This is a genomic window from Agromyces mangrovi (genome assembly GCF_030296695.1).
Classification (GTDB): domain Bacteria; phylum Actinomycetota; class Actinomycetes; order Actinomycetales; family Microbacteriaceae; genus Agromyces; species Agromyces mangrovi.
The window spans coordinates 2313594-2330003 of sequence record NZ_AP027737.1 but is presented as its reverse complement, the minus strand read 5'-3'; the positions used below and the strand labels follow the sequence as shown (position 1 = coordinate 2330003).

At 66.6% G+C, this 16410-nt stretch carries 18 protein-coding genes and 1 pseudogene; 11 read left to right on the top strand and 8 right to left on the bottom strand.

Annotated features, from left to right (window positions below):
• Positions 1–32: 32 nt before the first annotated feature.
• Positions 33–200, top strand: a pseudogene (locus QUE38_RS17620) (LacI family DNA-binding transcriptional regulator); the annotation flags it as partial.
• On the opposite strand, the gene QUE38_RS17615 reads toward QUE38_RS17620, so the two are convergent.
• Complete coding sequence (locus QUE38_RS17615) at positions 183–494, bottom strand: hypothetical protein (protein ID WP_350227656.1); 312 nt, start codon at positions 492–494, stop codon at positions 183–185. The pseudogene QUE38_RS17620 and the gene QUE38_RS17615 sit on opposite strands and share 18 nt — an antisense overlap.
• Here QUE38_RS17615 and QUE38_RS17610 point away from each other — a divergent pair.
• The 5 genes from QUE38_RS17610 (at position 392) to QUE38_RS11030 (ending at position 6076) form a co-directional block, all read left to right on the top strand.
• Positions 392–1117 (top strand): substrate-binding domain-containing protein, encoded by a 726-nt coding sequence (locus tag QUE38_RS17610; RefSeq protein ID WP_350227644.1) that lies wholly within the window; start codon positions 392–394, stop codon positions 1115–1117. The genes QUE38_RS17615 and QUE38_RS17610 overlap by 103 nt on opposite strands.
• A 93-nt stretch (positions 1118–1210) precedes the next feature.
• A complete protein-coding gene (locus tag QUE38_RS11045) occupies positions 1211–2449 on the top strand; it encodes a sugar ABC transporter substrate-binding protein (RefSeq protein ID WP_286308256.1) in 1239 nt (412 codons plus the stop codon).
• Between the two features lie 78 nt (positions 2450–2527).
• Positions 2528–3490, top strand: coding sequence for a carbohydrate ABC transporter permease (locus QUE38_RS11040; RefSeq protein WP_286308254.1), 963 nt, complete (start codon positions 2528–2530; stop codon positions 3488–3490).
• Positions 3487–4299 (top strand): carbohydrate ABC transporter permease, encoded by an 813-nt coding sequence (locus QUE38_RS11035; RefSeq protein ID WP_286308250.1) that lies wholly within the window; start codon positions 3487–3489, stop codon positions 4297–4299. Before QUE38_RS11040 ends, QUE38_RS11035 begins: the two co-directional genes overlap by 4 nt.
• A 52-nt stretch (positions 4300–4351) precedes the next feature.
• The gene (locus tag QUE38_RS11030; RefSeq protein ID WP_286308247.1) at positions 4352–6076 is read left to right on the top strand and encodes an amylo-alpha-1,6-glucosidase; all 1725 of its coding nucleotides are present in this window, start codon (positions 4352–4354) and stop codon (positions 6074–6076) included.
• Positions 6077–6154: 78 nt separating this feature from the next.
• On the opposite strand, the gene QUE38_RS11025 is transcribed toward QUE38_RS11030, so the two are convergent.
• The 6 genes from QUE38_RS11025 to QUE38_RS11000 all read right to left on the bottom strand — a co-directional run bounded on the left by QUE38_RS11025 (position 6155) and on the right by QUE38_RS11000 (position 12089).
• Positions 6155–6712, bottom strand: coding sequence for an IS3 family transposase (locus QUE38_RS11025; RefSeq protein WP_433996900.1), 558 nt, complete (start codon positions 6710–6712; stop codon positions 6155–6157).
• 525 nt (positions 6713–7237) lie between these two features.
• Complete coding sequence (gene nrdF / locus QUE38_RS11020; protein WP_286308245.1) at positions 7238–8257, bottom strand: class 1b ribonucleoside-diphosphate reductase subunit beta; 1020 nt, start codon at positions 8255–8257, stop codon at positions 7238–7240.
• Positions 8258–8294: 37 nt separating this feature from the next.
• Positions 8295–10400 (bottom strand): class 1b ribonucleoside-diphosphate reductase subunit alpha, encoded by a 2106-nt coding sequence (gene nrdE, locus QUE38_RS11015; RefSeq protein WP_286308243.1) that lies wholly within the window; start codon positions 10398–10400, stop codon positions 8295–8297.
• A gap of 26 nt (positions 10401–10426) precedes the next feature.
• Positions 10427–10840 (bottom strand): class Ib ribonucleoside-diphosphate reductase assembly flavoprotein NrdI, encoded by a 414-nt coding sequence (nrdI, locus tag QUE38_RS11010; RefSeq protein ID WP_286308241.1) that lies wholly within the window; start codon positions 10838–10840, stop codon positions 10427–10429.
• A gap of 65 nt (positions 10841–10905) precedes the next feature.
• Complete coding sequence (gene nrdH / locus QUE38_RS11005; protein ID WP_281882691.1) at positions 10906–11139, bottom strand: glutaredoxin-like protein NrdH; 234 nt, start codon at positions 11137–11139, stop codon at positions 10906–10908.
• Positions 11140–11519: 380 nt separating this feature from the next.
• The gene (locus tag QUE38_RS11000) at positions 11520–12089 is read right to left on the bottom strand and encodes an HhH-GPD-type base excision DNA repair protein (RefSeq protein WP_286308234.1); all 570 of its coding nucleotides are present in this window, start codon (positions 12087–12089) and stop codon (positions 11520–11522) included.
• A gap of 68 nt (positions 12090–12157) precedes the next feature.
• Here QUE38_RS11000 and QUE38_RS10995 point away from each other — a divergent pair, with 68 nt between their 5' ends.
• Complete coding sequence (locus QUE38_RS10995) at positions 12158–12382, top strand: FitA-like ribbon-helix-helix domain-containing protein (RefSeq protein ID WP_286308231.1); 225 nt, start codon at positions 12158–12160, stop codon at positions 12380–12382.
• Positions 12379–12762 carry a type II toxin-antitoxin system VapC family toxin gene (locus QUE38_RS10990; protein ID WP_286308229.1) on the top strand — a complete coding sequence of 128 codons (384 nt, stop codon included), beginning with the start codon at positions 12379–12381 and terminating at the stop codon, positions 12760–12762. Before QUE38_RS10995 ends, QUE38_RS10990 begins: the two co-directional genes overlap by 4 nt.
• A 67-nt stretch (positions 12763–12829) precedes the next feature.
• Here QUE38_RS10990 and QUE38_RS10985 read toward each other — a convergent pair whose 3' ends face one another.
• Complete coding sequence (locus QUE38_RS10985; RefSeq protein ID WP_286308228.1) at positions 12830–13234, bottom strand: nuclear transport factor 2 family protein; 405 nt, start codon at positions 13232–13234, stop codon at positions 12830–12832.
• 61 nt (positions 13235–13295) lie between these two features.
• On the opposite strand from QUE38_RS10985, the gene QUE38_RS10980 reads away from it, so the two are divergent.
• The 3 genes from QUE38_RS10980 to QUE38_RS10970 all read left to right on the top strand — a co-directional run bounded on the left by QUE38_RS10980 (position 13296) and on the right by QUE38_RS10970 (position 16316).
• On the top strand, positions 13296–13796 hold the full coding sequence (locus tag QUE38_RS10980) for a MarR family winged helix-turn-helix transcriptional regulator (RefSeq protein ID WP_286308227.1): 501 nt from the start codon (positions 13296–13298) through the stop codon (positions 13794–13796).
• A gap of 143 nt (positions 13797–13939) precedes the next feature.
• Positions 13940–15037 (top strand): ROK family transcriptional regulator, encoded by a 1098-nt coding sequence (locus QUE38_RS10975; protein ID WP_286308225.1) that lies wholly within the window; start codon positions 13940–13942, stop codon positions 15035–15037.
• A 190-nt stretch (positions 15038–15227) separates the two neighbouring features.
• Positions 15228–16316: a sugar ABC transporter substrate-binding protein gene (locus QUE38_RS10970; protein ID WP_286308223.1), complete on the top strand. Its 1089-nt coding sequence runs from the start codon at positions 15228–15230 to the stop codon at positions 16314–16316.
• Positions 16317–16410 lie beyond the last annotated feature (94 nt).

The window sequence follows — 16410 nt, the reverse complement described above, 5'->3', positions numbered from 1 at the left end:
GGGCGCCCCTGCCATTCCCCCGAAGGAGTTTCGTGGATTCGACTACATCTGAGTTGCATGGCGCCTCAGACCGCGGTACAGTTGTCGAACCGGTTCGACGAGGAAGGCAGCGCAACGTGGCGACCATCGGTGATGTAGCACGAGAGGCAGGCGTCTCTCGCTCGACCGTGTCGTACGCGCTCTCAGGCAACCGGCCGATCTCGCGCGAGACGCGCGACCGCATCGACGACGCGATCCACCGTCTCGGTTTCACCGTGAATGCGGGGGCCAGGGCGCTGGCCACTGCCCAGACCATGGTCATCGGTCTCCTCCTGCAGTTCCACGAGGACGAGTTCCCGCCGGCGATGCTGCAGTACATCCTGGCCATTACGAACGCAGCGCGCGCCAAGGGATACGACATCCTGATGGTCACCGACTCCGACGGCGCGGGTGCCGTGCAGCGAATCACGTCGTCGAACATGGTCGACGGTGTCGTGCTGCTGGACGTCACCCACGACGACCCTCGCCTCGACGCGCTCCGCGCAGCCCCCAGCCGGGCGCGCTCATCGGTCTGCCTCGTGACACGGACGGGCTCGACGTCTTCGACCTTGACTTCGGTGAAGCGGGCCGCCTCCTCGTCGACCACCTCTACGGCCTCGGCCACCGAGAGATCATCCTGGTCTCCCCGCCTCGGCACGTCTTCGAGCGCGGTGGCGCATACGCGTGGCGGTTCCGCGACGGCGCCCTCGAACGCGCAGCGCGGTACGGGCTGCAGCTGTTCCACTACTACGGCGAGTCGCAGCAGCCGGCCATCGAACGTAGCCTCAACGCGATCCTGGACGCGCGTCCCAGCGCGACCGGACTCATCGTCCACAACGACGCTTCCATCGCGGCACTGCCCGCGGTGCTGCGCGAGCGCAACGTGAGTGTCCCGAACGACCTCTCGGTCGTCAGCCTCTACCCGCGCGACTTCGGCCGGACCTTCCAGCTGCCGTTCACGGCGGTCGAGACGTCCCCCGACGAACTTGGGCGCGATGCCATCGAACACCTCGTTCGACGCATCAGCGACCCCACCTATGCCCCTCCGGTCGTCAGGTTCGTAGAACCGGAGATCACGAATCGGGGCAGTACGGCGTAGCCGCGCAGCCCCACCCGAGGGTGACTTTTTGCGGCCTATCGTCGAACCGATTCGACAACTGAATACTGCACTCACATTCAGAGAGGAATCACTGTGAAGCACTACACCACCCGCAAGCGCGTCCTGAGCGCCCTTGCCATCGGCACCGTCGCCGTCGGCCTCCTCGCAGGTTGCAGCGGAGGCGGCACCGGCGGAAGCACCACCTCCCCCGAGGGCGACACCTACGAGCTGTGGGACCCGTACCCGGAGCGCGACGCGTCGTCGGACTGGGCGAAGGTCATCGACGCCTGCGCCACCGACCTCGGCATCACCATCAAGCGCAACGTCGGCAACACCGGCGACACGGTCAAGGACCTCACCACCGCGGCCCCCAACCTCCCCGACGTCGCGCTCGTGGACAACCCGAAGGTCGCCACGCTCGCCGAAGCTGGGCTGCTGACCACGACCGAGGACAACGGCCTGGACGTCTCCAACATCCAGGAGAACATCCTCGGTGCCGGGGAGATCGACGGGAAGTTCTACGGCGTCCCGGTCGGCGCGAACACCCTCGGCCTGTACTACAACCCCGAGGTCCTCACCGCTGCCGGTGTCGACATCGCGAGCGTCACCGACTACGCCACGCTCACCGACGCGCTCAATAAGGTCGTCGCCGCAGGCAAGAAGGGCATCACCTTCTCCGCCGTCGGCACCGAAGAGGGCACCTTCCAGTTCCTCCCCTGGTTCTGGGGCGCGGGCGCTGACCTCACCGAGCTCGACTCGGCCGAAGGCGTCGCATCGCTCGAGTTGTGGACCAACTGGGTGAACGAGGGCCTGGCCCCGAACTCGGTCCTGCAGAACACGCAGGGCACCAGCTGGGACGAGTTCAAGACCGGTGAGTACGCTTTCGCCGAGAACGGCAGCTGGTTCAAGGGAGACGCGGACGCGGCGGGCTACGAGTCCATCCAGATCCCCGGTATCGACGGCGGGGTTGCTCCAGCGCCCACCGGTGGCGAGTTCCTGACCATCCCGGTTCAGCAGGACGCAGCACGGTACGCCACCTCCATCAAGATCGTGGAGTGTCTCACTGACGGCAACACCAGCGCTGACGCGCTCGGTTACATCGCGCCGACCGCGGCTGGCCAGGAGGCACAGCTCGAGGCAGACCCGTCGCTCGCCGGTTGGGTCCAGGCGGTCGCGGACGCGAAGCCCCGCACGTCGGACAACCTCGCCACGGCGTACCCCATCATCTCGGAGCAGCTGTTCACGGCCGTCCAGAACGCGCTCAGCGGTGCGGCAAGCCCCGCCGACGCCCTGGCCCGCGCTCAGGCTGACGCCGAGGCGAAGCTCCAGTAATCCGCTCCTGCCCGCACGCACACAGATCGAACGAAGGACCACGACATGTCGGCAACACGGACAGAATCGCGGCAGCGTGTGGGCATAGCTCCTGAGCACGAGGGGAGCGCGGGCGTCCCGACTCCCGCGCTCCCCTCGGACCAGGCTCGCAAGCGACACAAGCGCAGGGCCCAGCTGACCGCCTGGGCGTTCCTCGCCCCGGTCGTCATCTACCTGGTGCTGTTCTACGCGTACCCGCTGTACCGCAACCTCGACCTGAGCCTGCGCGATTACACCCTCCGGTCATTCATCGACGGAACCGCACCGTTCGTGTGGTTCGACAACTACGTCGAAGTCTTGACCAGCGCCACCTTCGTCCCAGCCCTCATCAACACCGCGATCTTCACGTTCGGCTCCATCGCCGTGCAGTTCGCCATCGGGTTGGCCCTCGCGGTGTTCTTCTTCCGGAAGTTCCCGCTCTCATCCACCCTGCGAGCACTGTTCCTCGTGCCGTGGCTGCTGCCGCTGCTGGTCTCCGCGTCCATCTGGGCGTGGATGCTCAACAGCGAGTCCGGGATCGTGAACGCCGGCCTGGAGGCGATCGGCCTCAGCCAGGTCAACTGGCTCACCTCACCGCAGTGGTCGCTCATTTCAGTCCTCATCGCGAACATCTGGATCGGCATCCCGTTCAACCTGGTCATCCTCTACAGCGGCCTGCAGAACATCCCGACCGACATCTACGAGGCCGCGTCGCTGGACGGCGCGAATGGATGGCAGACCTTCTGGCGGATCACCTTCCCGCTGCTGCGCCCGGTCGCGGCAATCACGATCCTGCTGGGCCTGGTGTACACGCTGAAGGTGTTCGACATCATCTGGATCATGACCCGCGGTGGCCCGGGCGACTCCTCAACGACGTTCGCCATCTGGTCATACCGGCTCGGATTCGGTGGCGGGTCTCCTGACCTGAGCCCCGCGGCTGCGGTCGGCAACCTGCTCATCATCCTCGCCTTCATCTTCGGGCTCATCTACATCCGCGCGCAGCGGCGAATGGAGCGGTCATGACTCGCCGCGTCATCACCAGCATCATCGGCGTGATCCTCACCGCCATCATGCTGTTCCCCCTGTACTGGATGGTGAACGTCTCACTCACCCAGCCGCAGAATCTCCGCAAAGACCCGCCGGACCTGTTCCCCGTAGACCCGACGTTCGCCGGATACGAGCGGGTCCTCACCGACCAGCTCCCGTACCTTGGCACGAGCCTCGTCATCGGAATCGGCTCGGTCTTGCTGACCCTCGCCGTCTCAGCCCCGGCCGCGTTCGCGCTCGCGAAGCTCCGACCGCGGGGACGGACGGTCATCGACTTCGTCCTGCTCATCGCCCAGATGATCCCGGGCATCATCATGGCGATGGGGTTCTACCTCATCTTCTACAACTGGGGCATCCTCAACACCATCCCCGGCCTCATCCTCGCCGACTCGACACTGGCAGTCCCGTTCGGTGTGCTCATCTTCACCGCGTTCATGGCCGGCATCCCCGACGAGCTCATGAACGCCGCGAAGATCGACGGCGCTGGACCCTGGCGGACGTTCCGGTCCGTCATTCTGCCGGTCAGCCGCAACTCCATCGTCACCGTGTCGCTGTTCACGTTCCTGTGGGCGTGGTCGGACTTCATCTTCGCCTCCACGCTCAACCGCGGCGGCGACCTGCAGCCCATCACCATCGGCATCTACCGCTACATCGGCAACAACACGCAGGACTGGAACGCCATCATGGCCACCGCTGTGGTCGCCTCCATCCCTGCCGCCATCCTCCTCGTCATCGCCCAGCGCTACGTCGCCGCCGGTGTCACCGCCGGCGCCGTCAAAGACTGACCTCCACTCCCTGAAAGGCACCGCATTGTCTTCGACACTGCCCACGTTCGACGTGCGCGAGATCCCATTCAGCCGGCGCGGCTCGTGGCTCAACCTGTCGCCCGTCACCGGCCTGCACCGCCGAGCCGACGACATCCACCTCATCTCCCACGTCACCGGCATGCACGCCGTCCTCAAGCTCATCCCTACCCGCGGCGGCAAGCGTTTGGAGACGCTGGTCACCTCCGACCCGTCGGTGCTGACCTGGGACTGCGGCGACAGCACCCGCGTGCGTGCCGCGTTCAAATCGACCAGCATCGTGCGGATCGCCGGTGACGGTGCCGACCTCGAGGTGTCCGATGCCGCCGATGAACTGACCCCATTCACCGGCACCTACTTCTTCAAAGACCCGATCGACGGCTCGTACGTCTTCACGTCCTATGAAACCGGCCGCCGGTACCGGGTCAACGCGCTGCGCGGCACGCTCGAGGCGACAGGCACCGAGGCGCTCGGCGCCGGCACCCGCTCGCTCACCGCGTCCGGCGACGCCGGCTGGGAGATCGCCATCGAAGAGATCGATGCCGCCCGCACCCCGTACGCCAGCATCGAACGATTCGACGACGTGGTCACCCGCGCCGCCGACGACTTCACCACCTACCTGGACACCATCGCCGGCTGGCGCACCGACGCAACCCCCGCCGTGGCCCTCGCCACCTATGTGCTGTGGTCGGCGACCGTTGAGCCGGCAGGGTTCCTGCGCCGCGAATCTATCCTCATGTCCAAGCACTGGATGGATAAGGTGTGGAGCTGGGACCACGCCTTCAACGCCCTCGCTCTCGCGCCCGGGTTGCCCGACCTCGCCCTGGACCAGTTCTTCGCCCCGTTCGACCTGCAGGACGAGTCCGGTGCCATGCCCGACTCCGTCACGCACTCCGAAGTCCTCTACAACTTCGTCAAGCCCCCCATCCACGGGTGGGCGTTCTCCCGCCTCCGCGAGCGGTCCCCACGCGCCCTGAGCCGAGACGAACTCGTCGAGGCGTACGAGCGGCTCAGCAAGTGGACCAGATTCTGGCTCGACTACCGCACCGCCCCGGGTCACGAACTGCCCTATTACCAGCACGGGAACGACAGCGGCTGGGACAACTCCACAACGTTCGATACCGACCGTGTCATCGAGTCCCCGGAACTCGCCGCGTTCCTTCTCGTGCAGCTCGGGGTGCTCGCGGACCTCGCGGATGAGCTCGCACTCGATGGCGCCGACGAATGGCGCGCTACTCGCGCCAGACTGCGCGCCGCGCTACTCGCGCAACTCTCAGACAACGAGGGCTTCTTCGCTGTCGGGGCGCTCTCCGGCGCGCGGAGCAAGCGCACGAGCCTTCTGAATCTGTTGCCGGTACTCGCTGCCGACGCCTTCCCGAGGGAACTGCTCGACGTCCTCGCACGAGGCATTGGGGCGCACCTCACTGAATGGGGGCCTGCCACACAGCTACTGGACACCAAGGAGTACGAGCCCGACGGGTACTGGCGTGGTCCCATCTGGGCGCCGTCCACCATGCTCATCGAAGACGGTCTGCGTCGCTCCGGATACGACACCTTGGCGGACGAGGTCAGCAGCCGGTTCCGCCGCCTGTGCGAGCGTTCAGGCTTCGCCGAGAACTTTGACGCCATCACCGGCGAAGGACTCCGCGACCGCGCCTACACCTGGACGGCAAGTGTGTACCTAGTCTTCGCCCACGAGACAACGCTGCGGTCGAACGCGACCCAGGATGCGGTCGTCGACAGCTCGGCTGCGGACTGATTCACCTAACGCATCCATGCCACCACAGACCACGCCGGATGAGTCCCCCCGGCGTGTCCGGAGAGTGTTTTGCTGGTGTCAGCCCGCTCGTTCGAGGGGTTCGGTGCGAGCGTAGTCGAGCTGTTCGAGCTCGAGCGGCGTGAGGTCATCGATCGACCCGTGGGTGCGGTCGGTGTTGAACCACTGCACCCATCCCGCGGTCGCGGCCTCGACCTGATCGACGTCGCGCCACGGGCCCTCGTGATGGATCAGCTCGGACTTGTACAGCCCGATCTGGGACTCCGCGAGGGAGTTGTCGTACGCGTCGCCGACGGACCCGACGGACGGGTCGATGCCCTCGTCGACGAGCCGGTCGGTGAACGCGATCGACGTGTAGACACTGCCCGCATCGGTGTGGTGCGTCAGCCCGGCGAAACCGGCGATACCTTCGCGGCGTCGGGTCCACAACGCCATCTCGAGGCAGTCCAGCACGAGCGGTGTGGTCATGCTCGTGGCGGCCCGCCAGCCGAGGATCCGGCGGGAGTGCGCGTCAAACACGAACGCGACGTACACCCACCCGGACCAGGTCCACACGTAGGTGAAGTCGGCCACCCAGAGCTGGTTCGTGCGGAACCGTCGGAAGTGCCGGTCGACCATCCGTCTTCGTGAGGAACGTGAGCGGCTTGTCGTCCTCGGTACGAGCGGTGTACGTCTCGCCGTCCGGGGCGGGATACCGAGCTTGCCAGCGGCCAGACGGGAGCTTCCGAAGACTCCCCCACGCCTCCCTACGCGCCGTCGACGAATCGATCCTTCGTGCGGGGCTCATCATGCCCTCCCGTGGTCACGAGCGGACTCACGTAGACAGGCGTGCCATTCCGTGCCACTGCATACCCAGGAGCGCACTGAACACCTTTTGATCAGGAGTTTCTCCCGACCACTGGAGGATGAAGTGGCACGATATGGCACGAGCCCGATGGCACGACGAACCCGATTTCCGGATGCCGAGCCACCCCGCTCTCTCGACGAAGGTGGGCGCGTGCCACCCCCGTGCCACACCGAACGGCCATTCCTGTTCATTGCTGTCCTCCTCTGTCTCTCGAGAGAAGGCACAAGAGAGGCCCGAATCCGCAGACTCCTGCGAATCCGGGCCTCTCACCAGCCGTTTCGGTCAGAATCGGGAGATCAGAAGTCCCAGTCCTCGTCTTCGGTGTTCACCGCCTTGCCGATCACGTACGACGAGCCCGACCCCGAGAAGAAGTCGTGGTTCTCGTCGGCGTTGGGCGAGAGCGCCGAGAGGATCGCCGGGTTCACGTCCGTCGTCTCCTTCGGGAACATCGCCTCGTAGCCGAGGTTCATCAGCGCCTTGTTGGCGTTGTAGTGCAGGAACTTCTTGACGTCCTCTGTCAGGCCGACGCCGTCGTAGAGGTCCTGCGTGTACTGCACCTCGTTGTCGTAGAGCTCGTAGAGCAGCGAGAACGTGTAGTCCTTGAGCTCGTCGCGCTTGGCCTGGTCGACCCGCTCGAGCCCCTTCTGGAACTTGTAGCCGATGTAGTACCCGTGCACGGCCTCGTCGCGGATGATCAGGCGGATGAGGTCGGCCGTGTTGGTGAGCTTCGCACGGCTCGACCAGTACATCGGCAGGTAGAAGCCCGAGTAGAACAGGAAGCTCTCGAGCAGCGTCGAGGCGACCTTGCGCTTCAGGGGCTCGTCGCCGCGGTAGTACTCCATGACGATCTCGGCCTTGCGCTGCAGGTTCGGGTTCTCGACCGACCAGCGGAACGCGTCGTCGATCTCCTCCGTGGAGCAGAGCGTGGAGAAGATGGAGGAGTAGCTCTTCGCGTGCACCGACTCCATGAAGGCGATGTTCGTGTACACCGCCTCCTCGTGCGGGGTGAGCGAATCGGGGATGAGCGAGACGGCGCCCACGGTGCCCTGGATGGTGTCGAGCAGCGTCAGGCCCGTGAACACGCGCATCGTGAGCTCCTGCTCGCCCGCGTTCAAGGTGTTCCAAGACTGCACGTCGTTCGACAGCGGCACCTTCTCGGGCAGCCAGAAGTTGTTCACGAGGCGGTTCCACACCTCGAGGTCCTTGTCGTCCTGGATGCGGTTCCAGTTGATCGCGTTGACCTGGCTGACGAGCTTCACGCCGCCCTGGTGCGCCGGGTCGTGCGCCGCCGAGTTGACCTTGTCGGTGAGTGTCATCGTTCGCGTCCTGTCCTCGAAAATCCCTGATCAGGCCTCAGAGCATGCAGCTGACGCACTGGTCCAGCTGGGTGCCCTCGAGCGCCAGCTGCCGCAGGCGGATGTAGTAGATGGTCTTGATGCCCTTGCGCCATGCGTAGATCTGGGCCTTGTTGATGTCGCGGGTCGTCGCGGTGTCCTTGAAGAACAGCGTGAGCGACAGGCCCTGGTCGACGTGCTGCGTCGCCGCGGCGTACGTGTCGATGACCTTCTCGTAGCCGATCTCGTACGCGTCCTGGTAGTACTCGAGGTTCTCGTTCGTCATGAACGGCGCCGGGTAGTACACGCGCCCGAGCTTGCCCTCCTTGCGGATCTCGATCTTCGACGCGATCGGGTGGATCGACGACGTCGAGTTGTTGATGTACGAGATCGAACCGGTGGGCGGCACGGCCTGGAGGTTCTGGTTGTAGATGCCGAATTCGCGAACGGATGCCTCGAGCTCGCGCCAGTCCTCCTGGGTCGGGATGTGCACGTCGGCGTCGGCGAAGAGCTGCGCGACCTTCTCGGTCTGGGGCACCCACGGGGCATCCGTGTACTTGCGGAAGAACTCGCCGGAGGCGTACTGCGAATCGGCGAAGCCGTCGAAGGTCTCGCCGCGCTCCTTCGCGATGAGGTTCGACGTGTTCAGCGCGTGGAACAGCACCGTGTAGAAGTAGATGTTCGTGAAGTCGAGGCCCTCCTCGGAGCCGTAGTGGATGTGCTCGCGGGCGAGGTAGCCGTGCAGGTTCATCTGGCCGAGGCCGATGGCGTGCGACTTGTCGTTGCCGTCCTCGATGGAGCGCACCGAGGTGATGTGCGACATGTTCGACACGGCGGTGAGCCCGCGGATGGCCGTCTCGACGGTCTTGCCGAAGTTCGGCGAGTCCATGGTCAGCGCGATGTTGAGCGACCCGAGGTTGCAGGAGATGTCCTTGCCGATCTGGTCGTACGACAGGTCCTCGTTGTAGGTCGTCGGGGTGTTGACCTGCAGGATCTCGGAGCACAGGTTCGACATGTTGATGCGGCCCTTGATCGGGTTCGCCTTGTTCACCGTGTCCTCGAACACGATGTAGGGGTAGCCAGACTCGAACTGGATCTCGGCGAGGGTCTGGAAGAACTGGCGCGCGTTGATCTTCGTCTTCTTGATGCGCGGATCGTTCACCATCTCGCGGTAGTGCTCCGACATGGGCACGTCGCCGAACGGCTTCTTGTAGACGCGCTCGACGTCGTACGGCGAGAAGAGGTACATGTCCTCGTTGTTCTTCGCCAGCTCGAACGTGATGTCGGGGATGACGACGCCGAGCGACAGCGTCTTGATGCGGATCTTCTCGTCGGCGTTCTCGCGCTTGGTGTCGAGGAACCGCATGATGTCGGGGTGGTGGGCGCTGAGGTAGACCGCGCCGGCGCCCTGACGGGCCCCGAGCTGGTTCGCGTAGGAGAACGAGTCCTCCAGCAGCTTCATCACGGGGATGATGCCCGACGACTGGTTCTCGATCTGCTTGATCGGGGCGCCGGCCTCGCGGATGTTGCTGAGCGAGAGTGCCACGCCGCCGCCGCGCTTCGACAGCTGCAGCGCCGAGTTGATGCCGCGCGAGATCGACTCCATGTTGTCCTCGATGCGGAGGAGGAAGCAGGAGACCAGCTCGCCGCGCTGCGCCTTGCCCGTGTTGAGGAAGGTCGGCGTGGCCGGCTGGAAGCGGCCGGCGATGATCTCCTCGACCAGGTGGGTCGCGAGCTCCTCGTCGCCCTGCGCGAGACCGAGCGCGGTCATGACGACGCGGTCCTCGAAGCGCTCGAGGTAGCGCTTGCCGTCGAAGGTCTTGAGCGTGTAGCTCGTGTAGTACTTGAAGGCGCCGAGGAAGGTGTCGAATCGGAACTTCTTCGAGTACGCCAGCGCGTTCAGGCGCTCGATGAACTCGAACGAGTACTGCTCGAGCACGGCGCCCTCGTAGTACTCCTTCTCGACCAGGTAGTCGAGCCGCTCCTTCAGGGAGTGGAAGAAGACCGTGTTCTGGTTGACGTGCTGGAGGAAGTACTCGCGGGCCGCCTCGCGATCCTTGTCGAACTGGATCTCCCCGTTCGGCCCGTACAGGTTCAGCATCGCGTTCAGCGAGTGGTAGTCCATGCCACTCGATGCGCGAGGCGCGTCGATCACTGCGGTTGCAGCTGCATTGTCCAAAATGCGTCCAATCCCTCATTGACGGCGCTGACGTCGTCTGGCGTTCCGAAGACTTCGAGTCGGTACAGGAGGGGCACTGCGCACTTCTCGGCGATGATGTCGCCGGCGATGCAGTAGCCCGTTCCGAAGTTGGTGTTGCCCGCGGCGATGACGCCGCGGATCAGCGAGCGGTTGTGCGGGTCGTTCAGGAACCTGATGACCTGCTTCGGCACGGCGCCCTTGCCGTCGCCGCCGCCGTAGGTGGGCAGCACGAGCACGTATGGCTCGTCCGCCGTCAGCGGCTCGTCCGAGGGGTACAGCGGGATGCGCGCGGCCTCACGGCCGAGCTTCTCGATGAACCGATGCGTGTTGCCCGAGACGCTGGAGAAGTAGACGAGGTTCGTCATGTCCGCCTCCGGTCGTGTCTGGTCTGCTGGGTCCGGCGATTCGACTCCCGACCCGTGGGACCTCGTTACGCGAGCCGGGAGGCGAGTTCTGCGATCTTGTCGGGACGGAACCCGGACCAGTGGTCTTCGTCGGCGATCACGACCGGCGCCTGGAGGTAGCCGAGCTCCTTGACCTGCGCGAGCGCCTGCTCGTCGGTCGAGAGATCGAGCACGTCGTACTCGATGCCCTTGCTGTCGAGCGCGCGATAGGTCGCGTTGCACTGGACGCACGAAGGCTTGGTGTAGACCGTCACCGACATCTGATGTTCCCCTCTGATTTCCGGGCCCCGGACGGGGCTCCGACCCCTGGTACCGCAACTGCCTGACCGATACTACATCTAGTGTTCACCCCGGGGAACGACCACAAGATGATGTAGTTACACGGATGTAGTTTTCCACCAAGTTCTCCACCGGTTGTGCACAAGCACGGATGCCCCTGAGCAGCGGATTTCCGCGGAATCCTCGCGGTTATCCACACCTGTGCACGGCCGTGGAAATTCTTCCTGTGGAGTGCCGTTCGGCGTGTCGCGCATCGGCCCGGAGGCATCCGCTCGACCACTAGATGTTGTGTTGTGGCAGACATGCTGCCACTACCCACCGACAGTCGGATGCCCCGGACGGGCGGGTCGCTCGAGGAGCCCTACTTCGCCTTCGCGGCCGCCTTCGCCGCGCGCTTCGTCTCGCGCACCCTGGCGAGCGACTCGGGCGACGTGATGTCGGCGACCGAGCGGAACGAGCCCTCCTCGCCGTACGCGCCGGCGGCCTCGCGCCAGCCGGGCGCCTCGAGCCCGCACTGCTTGCCGAGCAGCGCGAGGAAGATGCGCGCCTTCTGGTCGCCGAAGCCGGGCAGCGCCTTCAGGCGCTTCAGCACCTCGGCACCCGACGGGTCGCCCTGGGTCCAGATGGCGGATGCCTCGCCGCCCCAGTCGTCGCGCACGGCCGTCGCGAGCGCCTGCACGCGCCCCGCCATCGACCCGGGGAAGCGGTGCACCGCAGGCGGCTGCTTGAACGCGGCCGCGAACGCGTCGGGGTCGACCGCGGCGATCTCCGCGGCATCCGTCGTGCCCAGTCGGTCGCTGATCTTCGCCGGGCCCGCGAACGCGGTCTCCATCGCGACCTGCTGGTCGAGCAGCATGCCCACCAGGAGCGCGAAGGGGTCGTTCGTGAGCAGCTCGTCGGCGGCGTCGTCACCGGTGATGTGCAGTGCCATGCGTCCAGTCTCGCACCGGGTAGGACGATCCAAGTGCATGCAGTAGGCATGCGCCGTATGCTAGTTGCATGACGACGATCCAGGTTCGCAACGTCTCGGAGGAGACGAGTCGTGCGCTCAAGGCGAAGGCTGCGCTCGAGGGCCGCTCGCTGAGTGACTACCTGCTGCGCGAACTCGACCGCCTGGCGGCACGTCCGAGCCGAGCCGAACTGCTGGAGCGGATCGCGAGCCGTGGCGTCGCCACGCTCGAGCCGGCAGCACAGGTGCTCGCCGAGCAGCGCCCCGGTCGATGACGCTCGTCGTCGACGCATCTGCGGTCGCCGAGATCCTGTTCGGAACCGAAGCAGGACGACGGGCGGCCGCGCTGATCGACGGGCACGAGCTTCTGGCGCCGCAGCACCTCACCGTCGAGGTCGCCTCCGTCATCCGCGGATGGTCGCTCAGCAAGCAGATCACCGACGAGCAGGCGTTGCGCGCGTTCCGCGAGCTCGAGGCGCTCGACGTCGAGCAGGTGCCGATGATGTCCATGCTGCCTGCCGCCCATGCCCTGCGGCACAATGTCAGCGCCTATGACGCCATGTACGTCGTGCTCGCCCGTGCCGCCCAATGTTCGCTGCTGACCCTCGACGCTCGTCTCGCGGCATCCGTTCCGGACTGCGCGCTGCTGCCGTAGTTCTTCACACGGTCAGATGGCGAGCCACTCGGGCGTCACACTGCCCTGTTCGTCCACGCGGCGGTACTCAGCCCCCGAACGGCTCGTAGCAGTCGTAGGTCTCGAGCTCGCTGATGCGGCCGTCCGCCACGCGGGCGAACTGCGCGATGTGCGCCCGGAGCACTTGGCCCGCCGCCAGCGGACCGGCGTCGTGCAGGACCTCCGCCGACCAGGTCAGCCGCGCGATCACGCGGTCGCCGTGCGCCTCGATATCGCGCACGTCGTAGCGCTGCCATGCGAGCAGCCCGGCGCCCCGTGCGGAGGCCTCCAGCATCTCCTCCATCCCGCGCACGGCGCCGGTGGGCGCGATGGCATTCGGATGCTCCGCGACCACGGCATCGTCGGCCAGATGTGGGCGCAACGCGTCGCCCGACGCGCCCGAGGCGATCGCATCATAGAAGCGGAGCAGGACCTGTGTGGACGAGTCATCCATACTCACAACCTAGGTTGTACAACTCTGGATGTCCAGCATGGATCGGTGACAGGATGCCACCATGCCCCTGGACCCCGACGACATCGACCTGCCGGCTCTCGTCGCACTCACCGGCGCCGCCGTCGACGCGCACGTGCTCGCGCGCGTGCGCGCGTCCGGCCACCCGGGCGCCCGCCGCTCGCACGGCTACGTGATCCAGGCGCTGATCTCGGGCGAGCCGGCGGTCGGCGACCTCGCCCGAGATCTGGGCGTCACCCAGCAGGCCGTCTCGAAGTGCGTCGCCGAACTCGAGTCGCTCGGCTACGCGGAGCGCGTCGCCGATCCGGGTGACGCGCGGGTCCGGCGCATCCGACTGACCGATCACGGACACGACCTCGTCGAAACGACGCGCGCGATCCGCCGGTCGCTCGAACGCACCGCGCTCGACGACGCGCACGAGCAGGGCAGCAGCGACGACGAAGCGGATGCCTCGGGCACGCGCCGTACCCTCGTCGCGCTGCTCGCGGCATCCGGTGGACTCGAGGCCGTGCGCCGTCGTCGCGCGCCCGTCCCTGAGTCGTGATCCGCAACGCAGGATGCATCCCCTGCACGCACTGTGTGTAGGGTGTGCGTGTGGCGCGCAGAAACCCGACGCCGGGTTCGCAGACTTCACTTCGTGAAGCCAACCGGGCGAGAATCGTCGAATCGCTCCGGCATCACGGGCGGTTGACGCAGGTCGAGCTCGCCGGAACCACGGGGCTCTCCCCCGCCACGGTGTCGAACATCGTCAAGGAGCTGTCGGCGTCGGGCGTGCTGCACACGTCGGTCACGTCGCGGAGCGGACGGCGCGCCACGCTGGTCACGCTCTCGCACGAGATCGGCCTGGTCGCGGGCGTGCACTTCTCCTCCCGCCACCTGCGCATCGCCATCGCCGACGCGAGCACCGCGGTCGTCGCCGAGACGCACGTGCCGCTCTCGCTCGACCACCGGCACGACGCCGAGCTCGACCGCGTCGTGCTGCTGCTCGGGGACATGTGCGACTCGCTCGGCACCACGATCCCCGACCTGCTGGCCGTCGGGCTCGGCATCCCTGCGCCGGTCGACCGGCGCACGGGCATGGTGTCGACGCCCGGACTGCTGCGCGGGTGGGAGGGCATCGACGTCGGCGGCTCGCTCGAGGCGCGGGTCGGCCGGCCCGTGTTCGTCGACAGCGAGGCCAACCTGGGCGGACTCGCCGAGGTGCGCAGCGGCGCCGCGCGCGAGGCATCCGCTGCCGCCTTCATCCACGTCGGCCATCACATCAGCGCTGCGCTCATGATCGACGGCACGCCCTTCCACGGCGTCACCGGCAAGGCCGGGCAGATCGGCCACGTGACGATCGACGAGAACGGGCCGATCTGCCGGTGCGGCAACCGCGGGTGCCTCGAGACGCTCGCGGCCGGGCCCGCGCTGCTCGACCTGTTCCGCGAGGACGCGGGGATGCACCGGGTGAGCGACCTCGTGCACGCGGCGGAGGACGGCGACGCGTCGTCGCAGCGCGTGATCGCCGACGCGGGGCGCCACATCGGCATCGCGGCGGCCAACCTCAGCAACCTGTTCGACCCCGAGCGCATCGTGGTGGGCGGGGAGCTCGGGCTCGCGGGCGAGACGCTGCTCGCGCCGCTGCGGCATGCGCTCGAACGGTCCGCGCTCGCGTCGGCCGAGGGCATCCCCGAGGTCGTGATGGCCTCGTGGGCCGATCGGGCCGCGCTCCGAGGCGCGATCGCGCTGGCAATCGAGAACGCGCCCATGCCGATCGAGATCGCCGACAAGACGCCCGCCTGAGTCGCCGGGCGCGGCTCGCCAGGGCATGCCCGCGCGCGCAACCGAGCAACCTCGAACGCCGTTTGGGTTCGAGAACTGACCGTGACCATCCCGTTACCAAACTGCTGCGTTCAAGACTTGACGCCAAAGTGTCGATCGGACGAACATGGTGACCACCGCCGACGAGGGCGGCCTAGTGAGAGGTATTTCAATGAGGAAGTCCATCAAGAGACTCGCATCACTCGCCGCCGGGGCGGTGCTCGCGGTCGGCGTCCTATCGGCCTGTGCGACCGACGGCGGCAGCGACGACGGCGGCAGCGACGCGGCAGCCGGCGAGGGCGCATCGATCGCGCTCCTGCTCCCCGAGTCGAAGACCACGCGGTACGAGGCGTTCGACCGCCCGCTGTTCGAGGCGAAGGTCGCCGAACTGGGCGACTACGAGATCGTCTACTCCAACGCCGACCAGGACGCGGCCAAGCAGCAGCAGCAGGCCGAGTCCGCGCTCGCGCAGGGCGTGTCGGTCATGGTGCTCGACCCGGTCGACGCCGAGGCGGCGGTGAGCATCGTCAACGCGGCATCCGCCCAGGGCGTGCCGGTCGTCTCGTACGACCGCCTCATCGCCGGTGGCGACCTGGCCTACTACATCTCGTTCGACAACGAGAAGGTGGGCGAGCTGCAGGGCACCGCGCTCGTCGAGAAGCTCGACGCCGACGGCAACGGCTCCGGCGACATCCTTATGGTGAACGGCTCGCCGACCGACGGCAACGCCACGCTCTTCAAGGCGGGCGCCCACTCGGTCATCGACGGCAGCGACCTGAACGTGGTCGCCGAGTTCGACACCCCCGACTGGAGCCCCGACCAGGCCCAGGAGTGGGTCGCGGGCCAGCTGACGCAGTTCGGTGACGACCTCGTCGCGGTCTACGCCGCGAACGACGGCACGGCCGGCGGCGCGATCGCGGCCATGCGTGCGGCGAACATCGACCCGCTGCCCGTCGTGACCGGTCAGGACGCCGAGATCACCGCGATCCAGCGCATCGTCGCGGGCGACCAGTACATGACCATCTACAAGGCGATCAAGGCCGAGGCCGAGCTCGCTGCGGAGATCGCGGTCGCACTCGCCAACGGCGAGGAGGTCACCGGTGACGTGGACGTGGACGGCACGCCGTCGACGCTCCTCGAGCCGGTCGTCGTGACCGTGGACAACATCATGGACACGGTCGTCGCCGACGGGTTCTACACCGTCGAGGACATCTGCACCGCCGAGTACGCGGACGCCTGCGCCGCTGCCGGCATCGAGTAGTACCGCCCTCGCGACGGGTCGGGAGGCCGCACGCCTCCCGACCCGTCGCGCGCACCGCCCCGGCGGGGCATCCGCCACCCCTTCCCTACAGGGA

Bases quoted from the DNA above. Each gene is read 5' to 3' on its own strand.
- QUE38_RS11035 (WP_286308250.1), top strand. From the start codon at position 3,487: ATGACTCGCCGCGTCATCACCAGCATCATCGGCGTGATCCTCACCGCC.
- QUE38_RS11025 (WP_433996900.1), bottom strand. From the start codon at position 6,712: ATGGTCGACCGGCACTTCCGACGGTTCCGCACGAACCAGCTCTGGGTG.
- nrdF (WP_286308245.1), bottom strand. From the start codon at position 8,257: ATGACACTCACCGACAAGGTCAACTCGGCGGCGCACGACCCGGCGCAC.
- nrdE (WP_286308243.1), bottom strand. From the start codon at position 10,400: ATGGACTACCACTCGCTGAACGCGATGCTGAACCTGTACGGGCCGAAC.
- nrdI (WP_286308241.1), bottom strand. From the start codon at position 10,840: ATGACGAACCTCGTCTACTTCTCCAGCGTCTCGGGCAACACGCATCGG.
- nrdH (WP_281882691.1), bottom strand. From the start codon at position 11,139: ATGTCGGTGACGGTCTACACCAAGCCTTCGTGCGTCCAGTGCAACGCG.
- QUE38_RS11000 (WP_286308234.1), bottom strand. From the start codon at position 12,089: ATGGCACTGCACATCACCGGTGACGACGCCGCCGACGAGCTGCTCACG.
- QUE38_RS10995 (WP_286308231.1), top strand. From the start codon at position 12,158: ATGACGACGATCCAGGTTCGCAACGTCTCGGAGGAGACGAGTCGTGCG.
- QUE38_RS10990 (WP_286308229.1), top strand. From the start codon at position 12,379: ATGACGCTCGTCGTCGACGCATCTGCGGTCGCCGAGATCCTGTTCGGA.
- QUE38_RS10985 (WP_286308228.1), bottom strand. From the start codon at position 13,234: ATGGATGACTCGTCCACACAGGTCCTGCTCCGCTTCTATGATGCGATC.
- QUE38_RS10980 (WP_286308227.1), top strand. From the start codon at position 13,296: ATGCCCCTGGACCCCGACGACATCGACCTGCCGGCTCTCGTCGCACTC.
- QUE38_RS10970 (WP_286308223.1), top strand. From the start codon at position 15,228: ATGAGGAAGTCCATCAAGAGACTCGCATCACTCGCCGCCGGGGCGGTG.